Genomic DNA, 20,471 nt, shown 5'->3' on the forward strand with positions numbered 1-20,471 from the left:
GTTCCTCAACGGCCGCAAGCAGCGCAGGCAGATGGCGGAGACGCAGCGATGCAGCAGGCGCTGGAGGACGGCGACGTCGTCGTCACCACGTCCGGGCTGCGGGGCACCATCGTCGACCGCCTCGTACGAGGACACGATCGACCTCGAGATCGCCGAGGGCGTGGTCACCACCTTGCTGCGTGCGGCGATCCGGGAGAAGGTCACGACCGAGGAGGCGACGGAGGAGACCGTCGCCGAGCCGGCCGACAAGGACGCGTCGGAGAACAAGCCGACCATCCACTGAGCACGTCGGAAACGGCCGGACGGCCCGTTCCGGCGCCTCGCGTCCGTACCGGGCCCGGCCGCGCTCTGCCGCACCGGCCCGATGGACGGACGCGACCGACCGTGAGGCCGGCCGCGGCCGCCGCACGAGTCGGATCAGGAGAACGATCACGTGGCAACGTCGTCGGGGCAGCAGCACGTGCGCCCCTGGCGCTTACTGACGGCCTTTCGCAGGCATCGTCGTGGTGCTGTACGCACTGGTGTTCCTCACCGGGGGCGGCAACCTCACGCCGAAGCTGGGCATCGACCTGCAGGGCGGCACCCGCGTCACGCTCACCGCGCGCACCACCGACGGGCAGCCACCGCCGCGTGACCAGCTGGTCCAGGCGCAGGACATCATCGAGCAGCGCGTCAACGGGCTCGGTGTCAGCGCGCCGAGGTCCAGCTGGACGGCAGCAACATCGTCATCACCGTCCCCGGTGATGCCGGCGAGCAGGCCCGCTCCCTGGGGCAGACCGCGCAGCTGCCGTTTCCGCGAGGTGCTGCAGGCCCGGTCCCGGCGAACCAGGCCGCCGGCGGGCAGCCCGCACCGGGCCAGGGCGCGCAGACCGGTCAGGCCCCCGGCGAGCCCGGCCCCTGCGAGCCCTGCCCCTGCGCAGCCGCAGGGGATGGCGAGCAGAGCCACCCGTCGCCCCGGTCGCGCAGGTCTCGCCCCTGCAGGACCCGCCGCCGACGCCCGCGCCGTCCCCCGCTCCGGGCCCTGGCGGGCTCGCCCCGGACGACGCGGGTCGCCGCCGAGGTCACGAAGCTCCGTGAGACCCGGCAGAGCACCGACCAGCCACCCAGCTGCAGGCGCTGCTGACCCTGGACTGCAACGCCCCCGACCCGCTGCAGGGCTACGACGACCGACGAAGCCGCTGGTCGCGTGCAGCGAGGACAAGCAGAACCAAGTACCTGCTCGGCCCCTCCTTCCTGGAGGCACCGAGATCGCCTCGGCCCAGGCCCAGCAGAACCCGCAGGCGCCAGGCTGGGTGGTCTCGCTGACCTTCAAGCCGCAGGGCGCCGACACCTGGGGGCAGTACACACGAACAACGTCGGCAAGAACGTGGCGTTCGTGCTCGACGGCGACGTCGTCTCGGCCCCCACGATCAACCAAGCCGATCTACGGGCAGACCCAGATCTCCGGGCAGTTCAACCATGGAGCGGGCCCAGCAGAGCTCGCCCAGGTGCTGCGCTACGGCTCGCTGCCGCTGTCGTTTCGATTCCGGCAACGCCCAGACCGTCTCGGCCACCCTGGGGCTCGCCTCGCTGGAGGCCGGGCTGCTCGCCGGCGCCGTCGGACTGGCCCTGGTGTTCGCCTACTGCTGTTCTACTACCGGCTGCTCGGCATCCTGACGATCCTGTCGCTGGCCCTGTCCGGCCTGGTCGTCTACGCGGTGCTGATCCTGCTCGGGCGCTGGATCGGGTTCACCCTCGACCTCGCCGGGGTCGCCGGGTTCATCATCGCCATCGGCATCACCGCCGACTCGTTCGTCATCTTCTTCGAACGGCTCAAGGACGAGATGCGGGAGGGCCGCACGTTCCGCTCGGCCGTCCCGCGGTCCTGGGAGCGGGCGCGGCGCACGATCCTCACCGCCGACGCCGTCAGCTTCCTCGCCGCCGCGGTGCTCTACATCCTTGCCGTCGGCGAGGTCCGCGGCTTCGCGTTCACCCTGGGCATGTCCACGGTCCTCGACCTCGTCGTCGTGTTCCTCGTGACGTTCCCGCTGGTCGTGCTCATCTCCCGGTCGAAGTCGCTGGGCAGGCCCGGGCTGTCCGGGCTCGCGGCCGTCGACCGGATCGGGCAGCGGCACCGCCGTGAGAAGCCGGCCGTCGGCAGGCGCGCCGGCCACCACCGGGAAGGGAGCGGGCGCATGACGAACCCCGAGTCGATGTCGGGCTGGACCCGGCTCACCACCGGCACCGCGAACGTCGACATCATCGGCCGCCGGAAGACCTGGTACATCGGGTTCGGCGTGCTCATCGCGATCTGCCTGCTGTCGCTGGTCTTCCGGGGCTTCAACCTCGGGATCGACTTCACCGGCGGCTCCCAGATCCAGATGCCCGCCACCGGGGCGAACGGCGCGATCAGCACCCAGCAGGTCGACCGGGTCTACGAGAGCGTGATCGGCTCCGCGCCCGAGGTCACCCAGTCCGTCGGGTCCGGCGACGCCGCGTCGATCGTGCTGCAGTCCGAGCCGCTGACCTCCGAGCAGCTCGTGCCGCTGCGCGAGGCGCTGTTCACCCAGCTGCAGCCGCTCGGCGCGGACGGCACCCCCAGCGCCGCCTCGATCAGCGACTCGCAGGTCTCGGGCACCTGGGGCGGCGAGGTCACCACGCAGGCGCTGATCGCGCTCGCCGTGTTCATCGTGCTGGTCACGCTGTTCCTGGCGTTCTACTTCGAGCGGGCGATGGCGGCCGCCGCGCTGGTGGCCCTGATCAACGACATCGTCGTCACCGCGGGCGTGTACTCGATCATCGGTCTGGAGGTCACCCCGGCCACGGTGATCGGGCTGCTCACCATCCTCGGGTTCTCCCTCTACGACACCGTCGTGGTGTTCGACAAGGTCCGGGAGAACTCCCGCGGACTGCTCAAGCTGACCCGGCGCACCTACGCCGAGGCCGCGAACCTGGCGCTGAACCAGACGCTCATGCGGTCGATGAACACCTCGCTGATCGCGATCCTGCCGGTGCTCGGCCTGCTCGTGATCGGTGTCGGGCTGCTCGGCGTCGGCACCCTGGCCGACCTGGCCCTGGTCCAGCTGGTCGGCATGATCTCCGGTGTCGTCTCCTCGTTGCTGCTGGCCACCCCCGTGCTGGTGGACATCAAGCTGCGCGACAAGCGGGTCCGGGACCAGGCCGCCCGGGTCGAGGCCCGGCGTGCCCGCGCGGCCGGCCGCGGCGGGACGGACTCCGGGCCCGACACCGGGACCGACTCCGACGTCGACGGCGGCCCGGCCACCGATACCCTCGCCGCCGTGAGCTCCTCCGCACCCGCCGCCCCGCGGCCCGGCGCCCGCCCGACCGGCAAGACCGGACGGCGTCGCGGGTGAGCGGGGCACAGGTCGACGGCATCCGGGTCGGGCCCGGGATCAGCGGCGACTCCGCAGAGGACCTGCTCCGGGTCGCCGAGCTGGTCCGCTCGGTTCCCGACTACCCGCAGCCCGGCGTGCTGTTCCGGGACATCACCCCGGTGCTGGCGGACGGGGAGTCCTTCGCGACCGTCGCCACCGAGCTGGCCGCGGGCGCCGGCCAGGCGGACCTCGTCGTCGGGGTGGAGGCGCGCGGGTTCCTGCTCGGCGCCGCCGTCGCGCTCGTCGCCGGGGTCGGGACCGTACCGGTCCGCAAGGCGGGCAAGCTGCCCGCGGTCGCCGCGTCGCGCAGCTACGACCTGGAGTACGGCAGCGCCACCCTGGAGCTGCCGGCCGGCGTCGTCGAGCCGGGGTCCCGGGTCTACGTCGTCGACGACGTGCTCGCCACCGGCGGCACCGCCACCGCGGCCTGCGCGCTGCTCACCGACGTCGGGGCCGAGGTCGTCGGGTTCGGCACGCTGCTGGAACTGACCGCGCTGAACGGCCGGGCGAAGCTCGGTGACCTGCGGATCGACGCCCTGCTGAACGCCTGACGACGACGCGGGCCCGAAGGCGGACTATCCTCGGGTGGCGGGGACCTCCCCGCCACCCGAGCACGAGCAGGAGGTGCGGTGACCGAGGTCGACCGGACGAGCACCCACCCGGCCACGCGGCCGCTGTCGCCTGCCGACGACGAGCCGCCACGCCCGTCCGCGACCCGCCGGGTCCGCGCCCGGATCGCCCGGCGGATGACCCCGCAGCGCGTCGCCATCGTGACCCCGGTGCTGGAGCCGCTCGCCGCGGTCCACCGGTCGCTGCACCCCAAGGCCGACCTGGTGCTGCTGCAGCGCGCCTACGACGTCGCCGAGGACAAGCACGACGGGCAGACCCGCAAGTCCGGGGACCCCTACATCACCCACCCGCTCGCCGTCGCCACGATCCTGGCCGAGCTGGGCATGGACACCACGACGCTGGTCGCGGCGCTGCTGCACGACACCGTCGAGGACACCGACTACTCCCTGGAACGGCTGCGCGCCGACTTCGGCGACGAGGTCGCGCACCTCGTCGACGGGGTCACCAAGCTCGACAAGGTCGAGTTCGGCACCGCCGCCGAGGCCGAGACGATCCGCAAGATGGTCGTCGCGATGGCGCGGGACCCGCGGGTGCTGGTCATCAAGCTGTCCGACCGGCTGCACAACATGCGCACGATGCGCTTCCTGCGCCCGGAGAAGCAGGTCAAGAAGGCGAACGAGACCCTCGAGGTGTTCGCCCCGCTCGCGCACCGGCTCGGCATGGCCACGGTGAAGCTGGAGCTGGAAGACCTGTCCTTCGCGATCCTGCAGCCGAAGAAGTACCAGGAGATCGTGCGGCTGGTCGCCGACCGGGCGCCCTCGCGCGACACCTACCTGCGCCAGGTCATCGACGAGGTGTCCGCCCAGCTGGACTCCGCGCGGATCCCGGCGAAGGTCGAGGGCCGGCCGAAGCACTACTACTCGATCTACCGCAAGATGATCGTCAAGGGCCGCGACTTCGACGACATCCACGACCTCGTGGGCGTGCGCGTGCTCGTCGACGAGGTCCGCGACTGCTACGCCGCGATCGGCATGGTGCACGCGCTGTGGCAGCCGATGCCCGGCCGGTTCAAGGACTACATCGCCCAGCCCCGGTTCGGGGTCTACCAGTCGCTGCACACCACGGTGATCGGACCGGACGGCAAGCCCCTCGAGGTGCAGATCCGCACCCACGCCATGCACCGCACCGCCGAGTACGGCATCGCCGCGCACTGGCGGTACAAGGAGGTCAAGGGCGGCGGCAACAAGGAGGTCGAGGTCGAGGAGATGGCGTGGATGCGCCAGCTGCTCGACTGGCAGCGCGAGGCCGCCGACCCCGGCGAGTTCCTCGACTCGCTGCGCTTCGACCTCGCCGCGCGGGAGATCTTCGTCTTCACCCCGAAGGGCGACGTCGTCACCCTGCCGACCGGCTCCACCCCGATCGACCTGGCCTACGCCGTGCACACCGAGGTCGGGCACCGCTGCATCGGGTCCCGGGTCAACGGCAAGCTCGTCGCGCTGGAGCGCCAGCTGTCCTCCGGCGACGTCGTCGAGATCTTCACCTCGAAGGCCGAGGACGCCGGCCCGAGCCGGGACTGGCTGCAGATCGCGAAGTCCCCGCGGGCCAAGGCCAAGATCAAGCAGTGGTTCGCGAAGGAACGTCGCGAGGAGGCCGTCGAGGAGGGCAAGGAGGCGATCACCCGGGAGGCACGCCGCACCGGGATGCCGCTGCAGCGGCTCATCTCCGCCGACGCGATGTCCGCGCTCGCCCGGGAGATGCACTACTCCGACGTCTCCGCGCTCTACGCCGCCGTCGGCGAGCACCAGGCCAGCGCCCAGCACGTCGTGCAGCGCCTCGTGGCCTGGTTCGGCGGCGAGGAGGAGGCCGAGGAGGAGCTCGCCGAGCGGGCGACGCCGTCGACGGTCCGCCACCGCCGCCCGTCGGGCAACGCGGGTGTCGTCGTCACCGGCGCCGACGGCCAGTCCCTCGGTGACCTCTACGTCAAGCTCGCCCGCTGCTGCACCCCGGTGCCCGGCGACGAGATCCTCGGGTTCGTCACCCGCGGCGGCGGGATCAGCGTGCACCGCACCGACTGCACCAACGCCGGCGACCTCACCGCCCGCGAGGAGCGCCTGGTCGACGTGACCTGGTCGGTGTCGCCGGAGTCGGTGTTCCTGGTCGCCATCCAGGTCGAGGCGCTCGACCGGCACCGGCTGCTGTCCGACGTCACGAAGGTCCTGGCCGACGAGAAGGTCAACATCCTCTCGGCGACGACGACCACGTCGCGCGACCGGGTCGCGATCTCCCGGTTCTCCTTCGAGATGGGGGACCCGAAGCACCTCGGGCACCTGCTGCACGCGGTGCGCAACATCGAGGGCGTCTACGACGTCTACCGCGTCACCAGCGCTGCCTGACCCCGGCCCACCCCACGCGGGGGTGGACCGGGGCGCCGGTCAGCCGAGGGTGGTGCGCTGGATCTCGACCGGGATGCTCGGCAGGCCGTCGCCGGAGCCGACGGACTCGCCGCCCTTGGCGACCTTGTCCAGGGTCGCGAGCCCCGCGGTGCCGATCGAGCCGAACACGGTGTAGTTCGGGGGCAGCTGGGCGTCGCCGTAGATCATGAAGAACTGGCTGCCGTTGGTGTTCGGCCCGGCGTTGGCCATCGCCAGCAGGCCGCGGCCGTAGGTGAGGCCGGGGAACACCTCGTCGGCGAAGGAGTAGCCGGGGCCGCCGCGGCCGGAGCCGGACGGGTCGCCGCACTGCAGCACCTGCAGGCCGGGGCTGGTGGTGAGCCGGTGGCAGGAGGTCCCGTCGAAGTAGCCCTGCTGCGCGAGGCTCGCGAAGCTCTTGACCGTGCACGGCGCGAGGGCACGGTCCAGCGTCAGGTCGATCGGGCCGGCGCTGGTCTGCAGGTCCGCGGTCACCGTCCCCTGTGCCGGGGTGGCGCCGGCGGCCGGCGGGTTCACCGGCTTCGCGGCGGGCTCGGGAGCCCGGGGGTAGGTGCAGTCGACCGAGGCCGGCAGGGCCGTCGGGCGCTTCGGCAGGGGGACGGTCGGCAGCCCGGAGGTGTCCGGGCCGTCACCGGCGGGCGGGGCGGCGGCGGGCGGGGTGGCGTCGTCGGGGCCGCCCCAGGCCGAGGTCAGCGCGTAGATCCCGACCGCGGCCAGCACGACGACCAGCACGGTCACCACGGCCGCGATCGTCATGTTCCGCTTGCGCTTCTGCTCGCGCTCGGCCCGGCGGGCCTGCTGCGCCTCCAGCTTGCGCTTGGCCGCCTCCCGGCGCTGCTCGTTCGTCGCCACGCCCCGCCAACTCCCTGACTTGATCATCCGTACGCGCGGTGAGGGTATCGGGGCGACCTGGGGAGAAAGCTGAGAGACACCGGTTCTAGGCTGGGAGGACCGATCTGATCCCCGGAGAGGACGTGCAACCACCGTGACCGCCACCGAGCCGCAGGTGAGCCGGGCCCGCAGGCCCGAGCCGTTCGCCGCGCCGAAGGGCATCCCCGAGTACCTCCCGCCGTCCTCGGCCGGGTTCGTGCACGTGCGGGACACCCTCGCCGCCGCCGCCGAGCGCGCCGGGTACGGCCACATCGAGCTGCCCGTGTTCGAGGACACCGGCCTCTACGCCCGCGGGGTGGGGGAGTCCACCGACGTCGTCTCCAAGGAGATGTACACCTTCGCCGACCGCGGCGACCGCTCGGTGACGCTGCGCCCCGAGGGCACCGCGGGCGTCGTCCGCTCGGTGATCGAGCACAACCTCGACAAGCAGGGACTGCCGGTCAAGCTGCGCTACACCGGGCCCTTCTTCCGCTACGAGCGCCCCCAGGCCGGCCGCTACCGGCAGCTCCAGCAGGTCGGCGTCGAGGCGATCGGGGTGGACGACGCAGGCCTGGACGCCGAGGTCATCGCGATCGCCGACGAGGGGTTCAAGGCCCTCGGCCTGACCGGCTACCGCCTGGAGATCACCTCCCTCGGCGACGCCGAGTGCCGCCCCGCCTACCGCGCGCTGCTGCAGGAGTTCCTCGCCGGGCTCGACCTCGACGAGGCGACCCGGGCCCGGGCGGAGATCAACCCGCTGCGGGTGCTCGACGACAAGCGCCCCGAGATCCGCGCCGCGATGGCCGACGCGCCGCTGCTGATGGACCACCTGTCCGACGCCGCCGCCGACCACCACGCCCGCGTGCTGGCCCACCTCGACGACCTCGGCGTCGCCTACACGCCGAACCCGCGCATGGTCCGGGGCCTGGACTACTACACCAAGACGACCTTCGAGTTCGTCCACGACGGCCTCGGCGCGCAGTCCGGCATCGGCGGTGGCGGCCGCTACGACGGTCTCATGGCGACCCTCGGCGGACCGGAGCTGTCCGGCGTCGGGTTCGGCATCGGCGTCGACCGCACGCTGCTCGCCTGCCGCGCCGAGGGCGTCGCGCCCTGGTCGGACGCGCGGGTCGAGGTGTTCGGGGTGTCCCTCGGCGACGCCGCGCAGCGCCGCCTGGTCGTGATCGCCGCGCAGCTGCGGGCCCGGGGCCTGCGGGTCGACCTGGCCTACGGCGGCCGGGGACTCAAGGGCGCGATGAAGTCCGCCGACCGGTCCGGGGCGCGGTTCGCGCTGGTCCTGGGGGACCGGGACCTGGAGAACGGCACCGTCGGGCTCAAGGACCTCGTCTCCGGCGAGCAGCAGGACGTCCCGCTGGACGCGGTCACCGACGCCGTCGTGACCGCCCTGGCGGGCTGAGGCCCGCCGTGGCCCGGACCGACCGGGACCGGTGGGACGCGAAGCACCGCGCCCTCGGTACCGGCACCCCCGCCCCGCCGGACGCCCTGCGCGGGCACCTCGACCTGCTCCCGTCGTCCGGCCGGGCGCTGGACGTGGCCTGCGGGCGGGGGAGCGTCGCGGTGTGGCTGGCCGGGCGCGGGCTCGACGTCGTCGCCGTCGACGTGTCGCCGGCCGCGCTCGCCGCGGGGGCCGAGCTCGTCACCCGCGAGCAGCCGCCCGGTCGCGTGCGCTGGGTGGAGGCCGACCTCGACGCCGGGTTCCCGGCCGAGGACGACCGCTACGACCTCGTCGTGTGCCAGCGCTTCCGCGACCCGGCGCTCTACCCGGCGATGGCCGCGGCGCTCGCCCCGGGCGGGCTGCTGGTGGTCACGGTCCTGTCCGAGGTCGGCGACACGGGCGGGGCGTTCCGGGCGGCGCCGGGGGAGCTCACCGCGGCGTTCGCCGGCCTCGAGGTCCTCGCCCACCGCGAGGGCGACGGCGAGGCGCACCTCGTCGCCCGCGCCTCCGCCTGAACGGGCGCCGCCGCTCAGCCGCCGTGCGTCGCCGCGCTGCGGTAGTCGGTGTAGGTGTAGGGGTTGTCGAGGACCTTGGTCTCCGGGATCTCCGGGTTCATCCCCGCCTGCCACGCCTGCTCGCCCATCGTCGCGCGCAGGTGCTCCACGGTCGCGGTGACCGCTGCGCGGGCGGCGGGCAGGTCGACGTCGACGAGACGCCCGTCGCGCTTCACCACGCGCCCGTCCACCAGGACCGTGTGCACGTCCCCGCGCTGGGCCTGGAACGCGACGTGGCCGTGCGGGTGCAGCACCGGGAACGACACCGGTGAGTGGTCGTTGCGCAGCAGCACCAGGTCGGCCTTCTTCCCGACCTCGACCGAGCCCAGGTCCGACTCGCGCCCGATCGCGCGGGCCCCGCCGCGGGTGGCCCACTCGACGACCTGCTCGGCCCGCAGCGACGAGTGGGTGACGGTGTCCCCGCGCCCGTGCGCCTCCAGGTGCTCGCGGGACCGGTCGGCGCCCAGCGTGGTGCGCATCGCCGAGAACAGGTCCGCGCTCCACCACATCGACGAGTCCATCGACAGCGACACCGGGATGCCGTGCTCGCGCAGCGCCCAGGTGGGCGGGTAGCCCTGACCGGCGCTCTGCTCGCTCTCGGTGGACACCGACACCGAGCCGCCGGTCGCGGCGATCCGGTGGTAGGAGTCCGCGGACAGCGACGCGGCGTGCACGTAGACGGTGTCCGGGCCGGCGAAGCCGTGCTCGTGCATGAGCCGGACGCCGTCGTCGTTGGTGGCGCCCCATACCCCGGCGTGGGTGGTGACGCCGACGCCGAGCTCGCGCGCCACCTCGAACGCGGGACGCTCGGGGAACGCCGGGTCGCCGGTGACGTCGAAGGCCAGCTGGAAGCCCAGCATGTCGTCGCCGGGGGTGATGCGCCGTGACACGAACTCCGCGAACCCGGGGTCGGCGGTCCAGTTCGCGGGGGCGTCGTGGATGTTGCCGTAGGCGAGCACGAACCGGCCCGCGGTGGAGGTCAGGGCGTCGACGGCGGCGTCGGCGTGCTGCGAGGTCTGCAGCCCGTGCGACCAGTCGACCGTGGTGGTGACGCCCGCGTCGAGGGCCTCCAGCGCCGCGAGCAGGTTGCCCGCGTGGATGTCCTCCGGACGGAAGACCTTCCCCCACTCCAGGTAGTTCCACACGAAGTACTGGGTCAGCGTCCAGTCGGCGCCGTAGCCGCGCAGCGAGGTCTGCCACATGTGCCGGTGGGTGTCGATCATGCCGGGCATCACGATGCCGCCGGCCGCCTCGATCTCCTCGGTGCCCTCGGGCACCGCCAGCCCGACGCCGACGGCGGCGATCCGGTCGCCGGTCACCAGGACGTCGTGGCCGGACAGGACCGTCCGGCTCGCATCGACGGTCAGGACGGTCGCGTTGCGGAAGACGACGCTCATCGGCGCACTCCTTGATCTGTCGGACAGACGTCCGCTGTACGGACATCGTGGAACGGCGGTCACTGTCGCGCACGCTGGTTGTGCTGTCAACGTCCGGGCTGTCACCGTCCGGGGCGCCGTCGTCGTGCGGTCGGTCGCGGCGTGTCCGCAGGGCGGACGCGAGGCGCTACCGTGACGCCCATGCCACGCGACGGGACCGGCCCGGACTTCATCGAGGCGCTCGCCCGCGGCCTGGAGGTGATCACCGCGTTCCGGCCCGGCCGGCCGGAGATGACCCTGGCCGACCTCGCCGCGGTGACCGGGCTCGCCCGGCCGACCGTGCGCCGGGTGCTGCTCACCCTGGCCGAGCTCGGCTACGTCCGCACCTGCGAGCGCGGATACACCCTCACGCCGCGGGTGCTCGACCTCGGCGTCGCCTACGTCCGCTCCACCGGGCTGTGGGACGTCGCCCGTCCGCACCTGGAGCGCTTGGTCGAGCGCACGCACGAGTCGTGCTCGATCGCCCAGCTCGACGGCAGCGACATCGTCTACGTCGCGCGGGTCGCGGTGCCCAAGATCGTCGCCCTGTCGGTCCAGATCGGGACCCGGTTCCCGGCGGCGTCGACCTCACTGGGGAAGGTGCAGCTCGCCGCGCTCGCCCCGGACGAGCTGGAACGTGTGCTGGCCGAGCCGTCGCGGTCCGGGCTGACCCCGCGCAGCGCCCCCACCCCGGCCGAGCGCGACGCCGAGCTGCGCGAGGTCCGCGCCCGCGGCTGGGCGCTCACCGACGAGCAGCTGGCGCCCGGAATCCGCTCGGTCGCCGCCCCCCTGCGCGACGGCGAGGGCCGGGTGATCGCCGGGGTCAACGTCAACTGCCATGCCGCGGAGACCTCGCTGGAGACCCTCCTCGAACACCACCTGCCGCTGCTGCTGCAGACCGCGGGCGACATCAGCGCCGACTTCGCCCGGCTCGCCACCGCCCCGCACGTGACCGTGTCCGCCCCGGCTTGACCTCCCGGCCCGGACAGGGCCACGATCGTCTGGCGGACGGGCGTCCGCACAGCGATCACTTCGGAGGAACTGATGGCGGAAGCCGGAACCGGCGGGCCGCTCGAGGGCATCCTCGTGGCCGACTTCTCGCGCATCCTGGCCGGGCCGTACGCGACGATGCTGCTGGCCGACATGGGCGCCGACGTCGTCAAGGTCGAGGGTCCGGCCGGCGACGACACCCGGACGTGGATGCCGCCCGAGCGCGACGGGGAGTCCACCTACTACCTGGGCATCAACCGCGGGAAGCGCTCCATCGCGCTGGACCTGCGCGACGAGACCGACCTCGCCGCCGCCCGCGAGCTCGCGCGGCGGGCCGACGTCGTCATCGAGAACCTGCGCCCCGGCGGGATGACCCGCTTCGGGCTGGACTTCGACGCCGTCGCCGCGACCAACCCGGGCGTCGTCTACGCCTCGATCTCCGGGTTCGGTTCCGGTGCGGGCGCGCACGTGCCCGGCTACGACCTCATGGTCCAGGCGATGTCCGGGCTCATGAGCCTCACCGGCGATCCGGACGGGCCGCCGTACCGGGCGGGCATCTCGGTGTTCGACGTGATGGCCGGCAACCACGCCGCGATCGGGATCCTGGCCGCGCTGCGCCACCGCGACCGCACCGGCACCGGCCAGCACGTCGAGGTCAACCTGCTCTCCTCGGCGCTCACCGGGCTGGTCAACCACAGCTCCGCCTGGGTGGCCGGGGACACCGTGCCGTACCGGATGGGCAACGCCCACCCCTCGGTCTTCCCCTACGAGCCGATGCCGACCGCCGACGACGACCTCATCGTCGCCGCCGGCAACGACGCCCAGTTCCGCAAGCTCTGCGTCGTGCTCGGGGTCGGAGACCTCGCCGACGATCCCCGCTTCGCCCGCAACGCCGACCGCACCGTGTACCGCGAGGCGCTGCGCCCGCTGCTGGAGGAGCGGCTCGCGACCCGCGGCGCCGTCGAGTGGTTCGAGCTGCTCACCGAGGCCGGCGTGCCGTCGGGCCCCATCCAGACCATCGACGGCGGCTTCGCCATGGCGGAGCGGTTCGGCCTCGACCCCGTCGTCACCGTCGGGGAGGGGGAGCGGGCGGTGCCCACCACGCGCCACCCGGTCCGCTTCTCCGCCACCCCTGCCGTCTACCGGCTCCCCCCGCCGCAGCTCGACGAGCACGGCGCCGACCTGCGGAAGTGGCTCGACTCATGACCTACCCCACCGCCCTGGGTGCCTCGTCGAAGGACGCCATCACCCTGCTCGGCCACGACCTCGCCGAGGACGTGATGGGCACCGTCGGGTTCGGTGAGCTCGCGTTCTGGCTCGCCACCCAGCGCCGCCCGACCCCCGGCGAGACACGGGTGTTCGAGGCCGTCCTCGCCGCCCTCGCCGACCACGGGTTCACCCCGACCGCGATCGTCACGCGGCTCACCCACCTGTCCGCGCCGGACTCGGTGCAGGGCGCGCTCGCCGCCGGCCTGCTCGGGGGCGGCTCGCGCTTCCTCGGCGTCACCGAGGACTGCGGCCGGTTCCTGCACGACCACCTGCCCGCCGAGCGCCCCACCGACGACGACGGCTGGGACGCCGTCGCGCTCGACGTCGTGACCGCGCAGCGGGCCGCGAAGCGGTTCGTGCCCGGCCTCGGCCACCACGTCCACAAGGACGGCGACCCCCGCACCCCGCGGCTGTTCGCCATCGCGGAACAGGAGGGGCTGCTCGGCCCGCACCTGCGCCTGTTCGCCGCGATCGGCCGGGTGCACCCGCAGGTGCTGGGCCGGACGCTGCCGCTCAACGGCGCCGGGGTCTGCGGCGCGGCACTGGCCGACCTCGGGCTGCCGCTGGAGCTGCTGCGCGGCTTCGCGCTGCTCGCCCGGACCGCCGGTCTGATCGGTCAGCTCGCGGAGGAGCTGCGCCACCCCGTCGCGAACGACATCTTCCTGTCCGTGGACCTGCACAACCGGTCCGTCGACCCCGACCCGTACCAGCCCGAGGGAGACCTGCGATGACGCAGCCCACCACCGTCACCGAGGACACGATCACCGACGCCGCCGTCGCGCGCTGGGCCACCGCGCACGACCCGCGCACCGCCGAGCTCATGACCGCCCTGGTGCGCCACCTGCACGACTTCGCCCGCGAGACCCACCTCACCGAGGACGAGTGGATGGCCGCCGTGCGCTGGCTGACCGCCACCGGGCAGATCTCCGACGACAAGCGCGAGGAGTTCATCCTCGCCTCCGACGTGCTCGGGCTGTCCATGCTCGTCGTCCAGCAGAACCACCGCCTCGACCCGGCCGCCACCCCGGCGACCGTGCTGGGCCCGTTCCACATCGACGGCTCCCCGGAGAAGGACTTCGGCGCCGACATGTCCGACGGGCTGCCCGGCGACCTGCTGTTCGTGCACGGCACCGTCCGCTCGCTCGACGGCACCGGAGTCCCCGGCGCCGTGCTCGACGTGTGGCAGTCCGACGCCGACGGCACCTACGAGGCCCAGCTCGACGTCGACGAGGCCCGGCTGCGCGCGAAGTACACGACCGACGCCGACGGCCGCTACTGCCTGCGCACCATCGCCCCGCTCGGCTACGCCATCCCGATGGACGGCCCGGTCGGCGATCTGATCTCGCGCACCGACATCAGCCCGATGCGGCCCGCGCACATCCACTTCCTGCTCGCCGTGCCCGGCTACGCACCGCTCATCACCCACCTGTTCCGGGAGGGCACCGAGTATCTCGACTCCGACGTCGTGTTCGGTGTGAAGCGCGAGCTCGTCGTGGCGTTCGACCGCCACGAGCCCGGCCCCACGCCGGACGGCGTGCACAGCGACACCCCCTGGTACGAGGCCCGCTACGACTTCGTGCTCCAGCCCGCCGGGTGAGACTCAGCGCCGCCCGACGACCAGCGCGGCCAGCCCGGTCGTCACCGGGACAGCGGCGACCAGCCCGATGCTGCCCACCAGCGTCCGCACGATCTCGGTCGCCACGTCCTGGCTGGTCAGCACCTGCGTCACCCCGCCGGCGGCGACGGTGAACAGCAGCAGCAGCGGCAGCGCCGCCCCGGCGTAGGCCAGCACCAGGGTGTTCACCGCGGACGCGACGTGGTCGCGCCCGATCCGCATCCCGGCGGCGAACAGCTCGCCCACGCTCATCCCCGGGTTCGCCGCGCCCAGCTCCCACACCGCGGACGCCTGGGTGACGGTGACGTCGTCCAGCGCCCCGAGCGCGCCGATCACCAGCCCGGCCAGCACCAGGCCGCGGGGGTCGATCGGCACGCCCGGGCCGAGCGTGCCGATCAGGGTGGCGGTGGTGTCGTCGAGCCCGGTGAGCCGGGAGGTGACGGTGAACAGGTAGCCGAGCAGCCCGATCAGGGCGAGCGAGGCGAGTGTGCCGAGCACCGCGCACGACGTCCGCGCGGTGAACCCGTGGGTCAGGTACAGCACCACGAACATGATCAGGCAGGCGCCGGTGACCGCGACCGCGAGCGGGGAGCCGCCGGACAGGATCGCCGGCAGGACGAACCACAGCAGGATCACGAAGCTCAGCGCCAGGCTGACCAGCGCCGCGAACCCCCGCAGCCGCCCCAGCACGACGACGGCCAGGGCGAACGCCGCCGCCAACCACCCCAGCGGGGCGCCGCGCTGGAAGTCGACGAGCTGGTAGGAGCCCGCGTCGTCGGGGTTCGCGCCCGACCACGACAGCGTGACCGGATCACCCACCGCGAACCGCGGTGTCGACGGCTCGTTCGGCACCAGCTGCACCAGGTCCCGTCCGGCACGGGGCCCGTCCGACAGCGCGACCGTCACCCCGGTGCAGCGACGGTCCCCGGCGCCGGGGGAGCAGTCCGCGACCTGCACCGTGGTGACGGTGCCGTGCACCTGCTGGGTGGGCGGGATCTCCGGGACCGGGGTCGCCCCCGGCCACAGCAGGGCCACCCCGGCGAGCGTCGCGAGCACGCACGGCACGAGCAGCGCGACGAGCAGCCTCCGCACCCGTCGTCCGGCCGGGGACGCGGCGCCGTGGCCGTGGCCGTGGCCGTGTCCCTGCTCGTGTCCCTGGCCGTGTGCGGCGCTGCGTCCCTCTCCGTGTCCGTCTCCTTGTCCGTCTCGGTGTCCTTCCCCGAGTCCCGCGCCGTGGTCGTGCCCGGCGGCGGGCGGTGCCGGCGCGCCGGTCGTGGTGCCGGGCCCCGCCGCGCCGGGACAGTCGCCCCAGCCGCCCGGGTGCCCGGCGCGGGGGATCGGACCGGTCTCGGCACCGTCGTCGTCTCTGCCGTCCCTGCCGTCGGGGCTGCCGCCGGCGGGGTTTGGCGCGGCACGGCCTGCCGGCGCGGGGGAGGCGCCGGCGCCGTTCTCCTCGCGGGACGGACGGCGCGGGGCGGGTGGCCGGGTGCCCGGTGTCCGCCGGGCCCGGTGCCGCGCCGGTTCGGCCGGGAACAGGTGCCCGCCGGAGGCGCCCGGTGCCCGGTCCTCGGCGCGCCGTCGTCCCCCCGTCCGTGGAGCGCTGGGCCGGCCGCCGTCCGTCCGCGGAGCGCTGGGCCGGCCGCCGTCGGGGTCGGACGGGTCGCGCGGGACGGGCGGGGCGGGGGCACCTCCGCATCCTTGCAAACGATCTTCGGCCTGCGGGGTGCCGTTCGCCCGGACGCGACCGCCCGGCGACGACCGGTTGTCCGTCGTTCGAACTTGTGTTCGACTGGGGCGGTGCGATGGGACGGACAGCAGGTCGGGGCGGACGGGGTCGGACACGCGACGGCGCTGCCGGGGATGCGGGGGTTGCTGCGCTCGGTGCGCACCCCCGGTTCGCGGACACGGTGTTCCACGAGGTCGAGGCGCGTTCGGTGCTCAACCGGGTGCCGTCGTCGTCGCCGATGCCGTTCGGGTGGACGGTCAACCCCTACCGCGGCTGCTCGCACGCCTGCACCTACTGCCTCGTCCCGGACACCCCGGTGCTCACCGCCGACGGTCGGTCCCGGCCCATCGGGGAGCTGCGCCCGGGCGACGAGGTGGTCGGCACCCTCGCCGACGGCGCGGGCGGCGCCGGTTCGTCCGCACCCCGGTGCTCGCGCGCTGGTCGACCCGGCGCCGGGCGCAGGAGGTGACCCTCGACGACGGCACGGTGCTCGTCACCTCCGCCGAACACCGTTTCCTCACCACCACCGGCTGGGCACACGTGCGCCCGGGGCGCTGCCGTTCCTCGGCGGACCGGCCGCACCTGGCACCGGGGACGGCACTGGTCGGGCCCGGTGGCGGCCGCGGTCCCGGGCGGGCCCCGGCCCGACGGGTACGCCGAGGGCTGGCTCTGCGGGCTGGTCCGGGCCGACGCGGTGCGCGGGCGGGTGCGGGCCGAGCCGTTCCCGACGGCTGGGTCGAGCTGGAGGCACTCGCCCGCGCCCACCACCTGCTGACCGCGCGGCCGGTGCCCGTGGCCGCCGGAATGCTCGCGGCGCCCCGCACCGTCGCCGACGGCCTGCCGCACCGGCCCGCCCGTGGCTGGTCGGCCGGGTTCGTCGGCGGGATCGTCGACGCTGCGGTGAGGTCTCCGCCGGGGTGCTGCGGATCGTGCCCGGCGAGGAGACGCTCGCCCGCGCCTGCGTCGACGCGCTGCGACGGCTCGGGTTCCGGGTGGCCTCGGAGCCATCGGCCCGGCCCGGGGTGCGGGCGCTGCGGGTGCTGGGCGGGGTCGCCGAGCAGCTGCGGCTGGTCGCGGTGACCGACCCGGCCGTGGCCCGGATGCGTGACGTCGGCGGCGCCCGCGTCGAGGAGCCGCCCGGGGGAGCGCCGCGGGTGGTGTCGGTCCGCGACACCGGCACCCTCCGTCCGATGGTCGACATCACCACCGGCACCGGTGACTTCGTCGCCGCCGGGGTGGTCAGCCACAACTGCTTCGCCCGCAACACCCACACCTACCTGGACCTGGACGCCGGCGCGGACTTCGACTCCCAGATCGTGGTCAAGGTGAACGTCGCCCGGGTGCTGGAGCGGGAGCTGGCCCGGCCGTCGTGGCGGCGCGAGCACGTCGCGATGGGCACCAACACCGACCCCTACCAACGGGCGGAGGGCCGCTACCGGCTGATGCCGGGGGTGATCGGCGCGCTGGCCCGCTCCGGACGCCGTTCTCCGTCCTGACCAAGGGCACCGTGCTGGGCCGGGACCTGCCGCAGCTCGCGGCCGCGAACGCCGACGTGCGCGTCGGCACCGGGGTGTCGATCGCGCTGCTGGACCGGGAGCTGCAGTCGCACCTGGAGCCGGGCACGCCGAGCCCGCGGGCCCGGCTCGACCTGGTCCGCCGGATCACCGACGCCGGCCTGCCTTGCGGGGTCATGGTGGCCCCGGTGCTGCCGTGGCTGACCGACTCCACCGAGGCCCTCGACGCACTGCTGGGCGAGATCGCCGCCGCCGGGGGCGAGCCGGGCCACGGTCCTCGCGCTGCACCTGCGCCCGGGACCCGCGAGTGGTTCCTGGCCTGGCTGGGGCGGACCCACCCCGCGCTGCTGCCGCGCTACGCGCGGCTCTACCGCGGCGGGGCCTACGCCGCACCGGACTACCGCAGAGCCCTGGCCCGACGGGTCTCCCCGCTGCTGGCCCGGCACGGCCTGGACCGGCCCGAACCGAACCCGCGGGACCCGGGGTGGACCCGGCAGCCGGTCCGCGCCGGTGCGGCCGCCGGACCGGACGCGGGGCAGCTGAGCCTGCTGTGAGGCGGTGCCGGAAACCTGGTGGCAGGCGGCCCGGGTGGTGCCGATAGCCTTGACCGCCGTGATGCGAACCCACCCCGTCGGCACCCTGCGTGCCGAGAACGCCGGCCAGACCGTGACCCTCGCCGGATGGGTGGCCCGCCGCCGCGATCACGGTGGCGTGATCTTCATCGACCTGCGGGACCGCTCCGGATCGGCCCAGGTGGTGTTCCGTGAGGGCGAGATGGCCGAGCGGGCGCACCGGCTGCGCTCCGAGTTCTGCATCCAGGTCGTCGGCGAGGTCGTCCGCCGGCCCGCGGGCAACGAGAACGCCGACCTGCCGACCGGCGACATCGAGGTCACGGTCACCGGGCTGACCGTGCTGTCGGAGTCCGCGCCGCTGCCGTTCCCGATCGACGAGCACACCGGCGTCGGCGAGGAGATCCGGCTCTCCCACCGCTACCTCGACCTGCGCCGTCCCGGGGCGCCGCGGCCATGAAGCTGCGCAGCGACGTGAACAAGGCCGCCCGCGACGTGCTCGCCGCCGAGGACTTCATCGAGGTCGAGACGCCGACCCTGACCCGGTCGACCCCGGAGGGCGCGCGCGACTTCGTCGTCCCGGCCCGGCTGCGCCCCGGCTCCTGGTACGCGCTACCGCAGAGCCCGCAGCTGTTCAAGCAGCTGCTGATGGATGGCGGCGGGCTGGAGCGGTACTACCAGATCGCGCGCTGCTACCGCGACGAGGACTTCCGCGCCGACCGGCAGCCGGAGTTCACCCAGCTCGACATCGAGATGAGCTTCGTCGAGCAGGACGACGTCATCGCGCTGGCCGAGAAGGTGCTGGTCGCGCTGTGGAAGCTCGTCGGCTACGACGTGCCCACCCCGATCCGCCGGATGCCCTACGCCGAGGCGATGGCCCGCTACGGCTCGGACAAGCCCGACCTGCGGTTCGACATCGAGCTCACCGAGCTCACGTCGTACTTCGCGGGCACCGGGTTCCGGGTCTTCCAGAACCCCTACGTCGGCGCCGTCGTCATGCCGGGCGGGGCGTCGCAGCCCCGCAAGGTGCTCGACGGCTGGCAGGAGTGGGCCAAGCAGCGTGGCGCCCGCGGCCTGGCCTACGTGCTGATCGGCGAGGACGGCAGGTCGACGAGCGCGGCCCCGTCGTCAAGAACCTGTCCGAGGCCGAGCGGTCCGGGCTGGCCGAGGCCGTCGGCGCGAACCCCGGTGACTGCATCTTCTTCGCCGCGGCCACGCCGAGCGAGGCCCGCGCACTGCTCGGTGCCGCCCGGGGCGAGATCGCGCGGCGCATCGGCGCGATCGACGAGTCGGCCTGGTCGTTCGTCTGGATCGTCGACGCCCCGCTGTTCGAGTCGGCCGCCGACACCGACGACGTCGCCGTCGGCGGCGGTGCGTGGACCGCGCTGCACCACGCGTTCACCTCGCCGACCCCGGAGTGGATCGACAGCTTCGAGAAGGACCCGGGCAACGCGCTGGCCTACGCCTACGACATCGTCTGCAACGGCAACGAGATCGGTGGCGGCTCGATCCGTATCCACTCGGCCGAGGTGCAGAAGCGGGTCTTCGAGGTCATGGGGCTGTCCGCGGAGGAGGCGCAGGAGAAGTTCGGCTTCCTGCTCGACGCCTTCGCCTACGGTCCGCCGCCGCACGGCGGGATCGCGTTCGGGTGGGACCGGATCACCGCGCTGCTCGCCGGCGTCGACTCGATCCGCGAGGTCATCGCCTTCCCGAAGACCGGCGGCGGGTTCGACCCGCTGACCCAGGCACCCGCTCCGATCACCGCCGCCCAGCGCAAGGAGGCCGGCGTCGACGCGAAGCCCGCCGCGCCCGCACCCGGGGGGTTCCGTGCCCGGCCCGTCGTCGGAGACCGGCGGCGGCGCCCCGGAGAAGCCCGGCCCGGCCGCGTAGGTGCTGCACCTGCGGGTGGTCTGTCCAGCCGACGGACCGCCGACGTCCGCACCGTCCTCGACGCCGAACCCGGGGTGGCCCACCTGGTGGTCCACCCCGGGGTGGCGGTGCATCCGGCCGGTGACCTGATCGAGGCCGACGTCGCCCGGGAGTGCGCCGACGACCTGCTGGGCAGGCTGTCCGATCTCGGCGTCGACCACGACGGCGGCATCACCCTCGAACAGCTCGAC

17 protein-coding genes and 1 pseudogene are annotated in these 20,471 nt (G+C 73.8%); 15 read left to right on the forward strand and 3 right to left on the reverse strand.

Going from position 1 to position 20,471, the window contains the following annotated elements; translation table 11 throughout:
- The 4 genes from KPL57_RS25105 to KPL57_RS25125 form a co-directional block, all read left to right on the forward strand.
- Positions 1-283 (forward strand): preprotein translocase subunit YajC (locus tag KPL57_RS25105; RefSeq protein ID WP_226353405.1); only part of this gene is annotated, 283 nt, incomplete at its 5' end.
- A gap of 238 nt (positions 284-521) precedes the next feature.
- Positions 522-3,353 (forward strand): protein translocase subunit SecF, encoded by a 2,832-nt coding sequence (gene secF / locus KPL57_RS70180; protein ID WP_374203785.1) that lies wholly within the window; start codon positions 522-524, stop codon positions 3,351-3,353.
- Positions 3,354-3,391: 38 nt separating this feature from the next.
- The gene (locus tag KPL57_RS25120; RefSeq protein ID WP_226353419.1) at positions 3,392-3,925 is read left to right on the forward strand and encodes an adenine phosphoribosyltransferase; all 534 of its coding nucleotides are present in this window, start codon (positions 3,392-3,394) and stop codon (positions 3,923-3,925) included.
- 123 nt (positions 3,926-4,048) lie between these two features.
- Entirely contained in the window at positions 4,049-6,337 is a 2,289-nt protein-coding gene (locus KPL57_RS25125; protein ID WP_043280037.1) for a bifunctional (p)ppGpp synthetase/guanosine-3',5'-bis(diphosphate) 3'-pyrophosphohydrolase, read from the forward strand.
- A 39-nt stretch (positions 6,338-6,376) separates the two neighbouring features.
- Here the strand turns inward: KPL57_RS25125 and KPL57_RS25130 are convergent, their stop codons facing one another.
- On the reverse strand, positions 6,377-7,225 hold the full coding sequence (locus KPL57_RS25130; RefSeq protein WP_226353406.1) for a peptidylprolyl isomerase: 849 nt from the start codon (positions 7,223-7,225) through the stop codon (positions 6,377-6,379).
- 133 nt (positions 7,226-7,358) lie between these two features.
- On the opposite strand from KPL57_RS25130, the gene hisS reads away from it, so the two are divergent.
- Positions 7,359-8,660, forward strand: coding sequence for a histidine--tRNA ligase (gene hisS / locus KPL57_RS25135; protein WP_226353407.1), 1,302 nt, complete (start codon positions 7,359-7,361; stop codon positions 8,658-8,660).
- Between the two features lie 8 nt (positions 8,661-8,668).
- On the forward strand, positions 8,669-9,214 hold the full coding sequence (locus tag KPL57_RS25140; protein WP_226353408.1) for a bifunctional 2-polyprenyl-6-hydroxyphenol methylase/3-demethylubiquinol 3-O-methyltransferase UbiG: 546 nt from the start codon (positions 8,669-8,671) through the stop codon (positions 9,212-9,214).
- A gap of 14 nt (positions 9,215-9,228) precedes the next feature.
- Here the strand turns inward: KPL57_RS25140 and KPL57_RS25145 are convergent, their stop codons facing one another.
- Entirely contained in the window at positions 9,229-10,650 is a 1,422-nt protein-coding gene (locus KPL57_RS25145; RefSeq protein WP_226353409.1) for an amidohydrolase family protein, read from the reverse strand.
- 180 nt (positions 10,651-10,830) lie between these two features.
- On the opposite strand from KPL57_RS25145, the gene KPL57_RS25150 reads away from it, so the two are divergent.
- The 4 genes from KPL57_RS25150 (at position 10,831) to KPL57_RS25165 (ending at position 14,524) form a co-directional block, all read left to right on the forward strand.
- Positions 10,831-11,640, forward strand: a complete 810-nt coding sequence (locus tag KPL57_RS25150) for an IclR family transcriptional regulator C-terminal domain-containing protein (RefSeq protein ID WP_226353410.1) — start codon at positions 10,831-10,833, stop codon at positions 11,638-11,640.
- A 72-nt stretch (positions 11,641-11,712) separates the two neighbouring features.
- Entirely contained in the window at positions 11,713-12,864 is a 1,152-nt protein-coding gene (locus KPL57_RS25155) for a CaiB/BaiF CoA-transferase family protein (RefSeq protein ID WP_226353411.1), read from the forward strand.
- Complete coding sequence (locus KPL57_RS25160; protein WP_226353412.1) at positions 12,861-13,658, forward strand: citryl-CoA lyase; 798 nt, start codon at positions 12,861-12,863, stop codon at positions 13,656-13,658. Before KPL57_RS25155 ends, KPL57_RS25160 begins: the two co-directional genes overlap by 4 nt.
- Positions 13,655-14,524, forward strand: a complete 870-nt coding sequence (locus KPL57_RS25165) for a dioxygenase (protein WP_226353413.1) — start codon at positions 13,655-13,657, stop codon at positions 14,522-14,524. The genes KPL57_RS25160 and KPL57_RS25165 overlap by 4 nt, the downstream gene beginning before the upstream one ends.
- Positions 14,525-14,527: 3 nt before the next feature.
- Here the strand turns inward: KPL57_RS25165 and KPL57_RS25170 are convergent, their stop codons facing one another.
- Complete coding sequence (locus KPL57_RS25170; RefSeq protein ID WP_226353414.1) at positions 14,528-15,634, reverse strand: YibE/F family protein; 1,107 nt, start codon at positions 15,632-15,634, stop codon at positions 14,528-14,530.
- A gap of 815 nt (positions 15,635-16,449) precedes the next feature.
- On the opposite strand from KPL57_RS25170, the gene KPL57_RS25175 reads away from it, so the two are divergent.
- The 5 genes and pseudogenes from KPL57_RS25175 to aspS form a co-directional block, all read left to right on the forward strand.
- Entirely contained in the window at positions 16,450-16,737 is a 288-nt protein-coding gene (locus tag KPL57_RS25175) for a hypothetical protein (RefSeq protein WP_226353415.1), read from the forward strand.
- A 144-nt stretch (positions 16,738-16,881) separates the two neighbouring features.
- On the forward strand, positions 16,882-17,043 hold the full coding sequence (locus KPL57_RS25180; RefSeq protein ID WP_226353416.1) for a hypothetical protein: 162 nt from the start codon (positions 16,882-16,884) through the stop codon (positions 17,041-17,043).
- Between the two features lie 142 nt (positions 17,044-17,185).
- The gene (locus KPL57_RS25185; RefSeq protein ID WP_226353417.1) at positions 17,186-17,764 is read left to right on the forward strand and encodes a hypothetical protein; all 579 of its coding nucleotides are present in this window, start codon (positions 17,186-17,188) and stop codon (positions 17,762-17,764) included.
- Positions 17,765-17,775: 11 nt separating this feature from the next.
- Positions 17,776-18,336, forward strand: a complete 561-nt coding sequence (locus KPL57_RS25190; RefSeq protein WP_226353418.1) for a hypothetical protein — start codon at positions 17,776-17,778, stop codon at positions 18,334-18,336.
- 58 nt (positions 18,337-18,394) lie between these two features.
- Positions 18,395-20,159: pseudogene (aspS, locus tag KPL57_RS25195) on the forward strand (aspartate--tRNA ligase); the annotation flags it as partial.
- Positions 20,160-20,471: the final 312 nt, after the last annotated feature.

Source organism: Pseudonocardia sp. ICBG601, assembly GCF_020496245.1.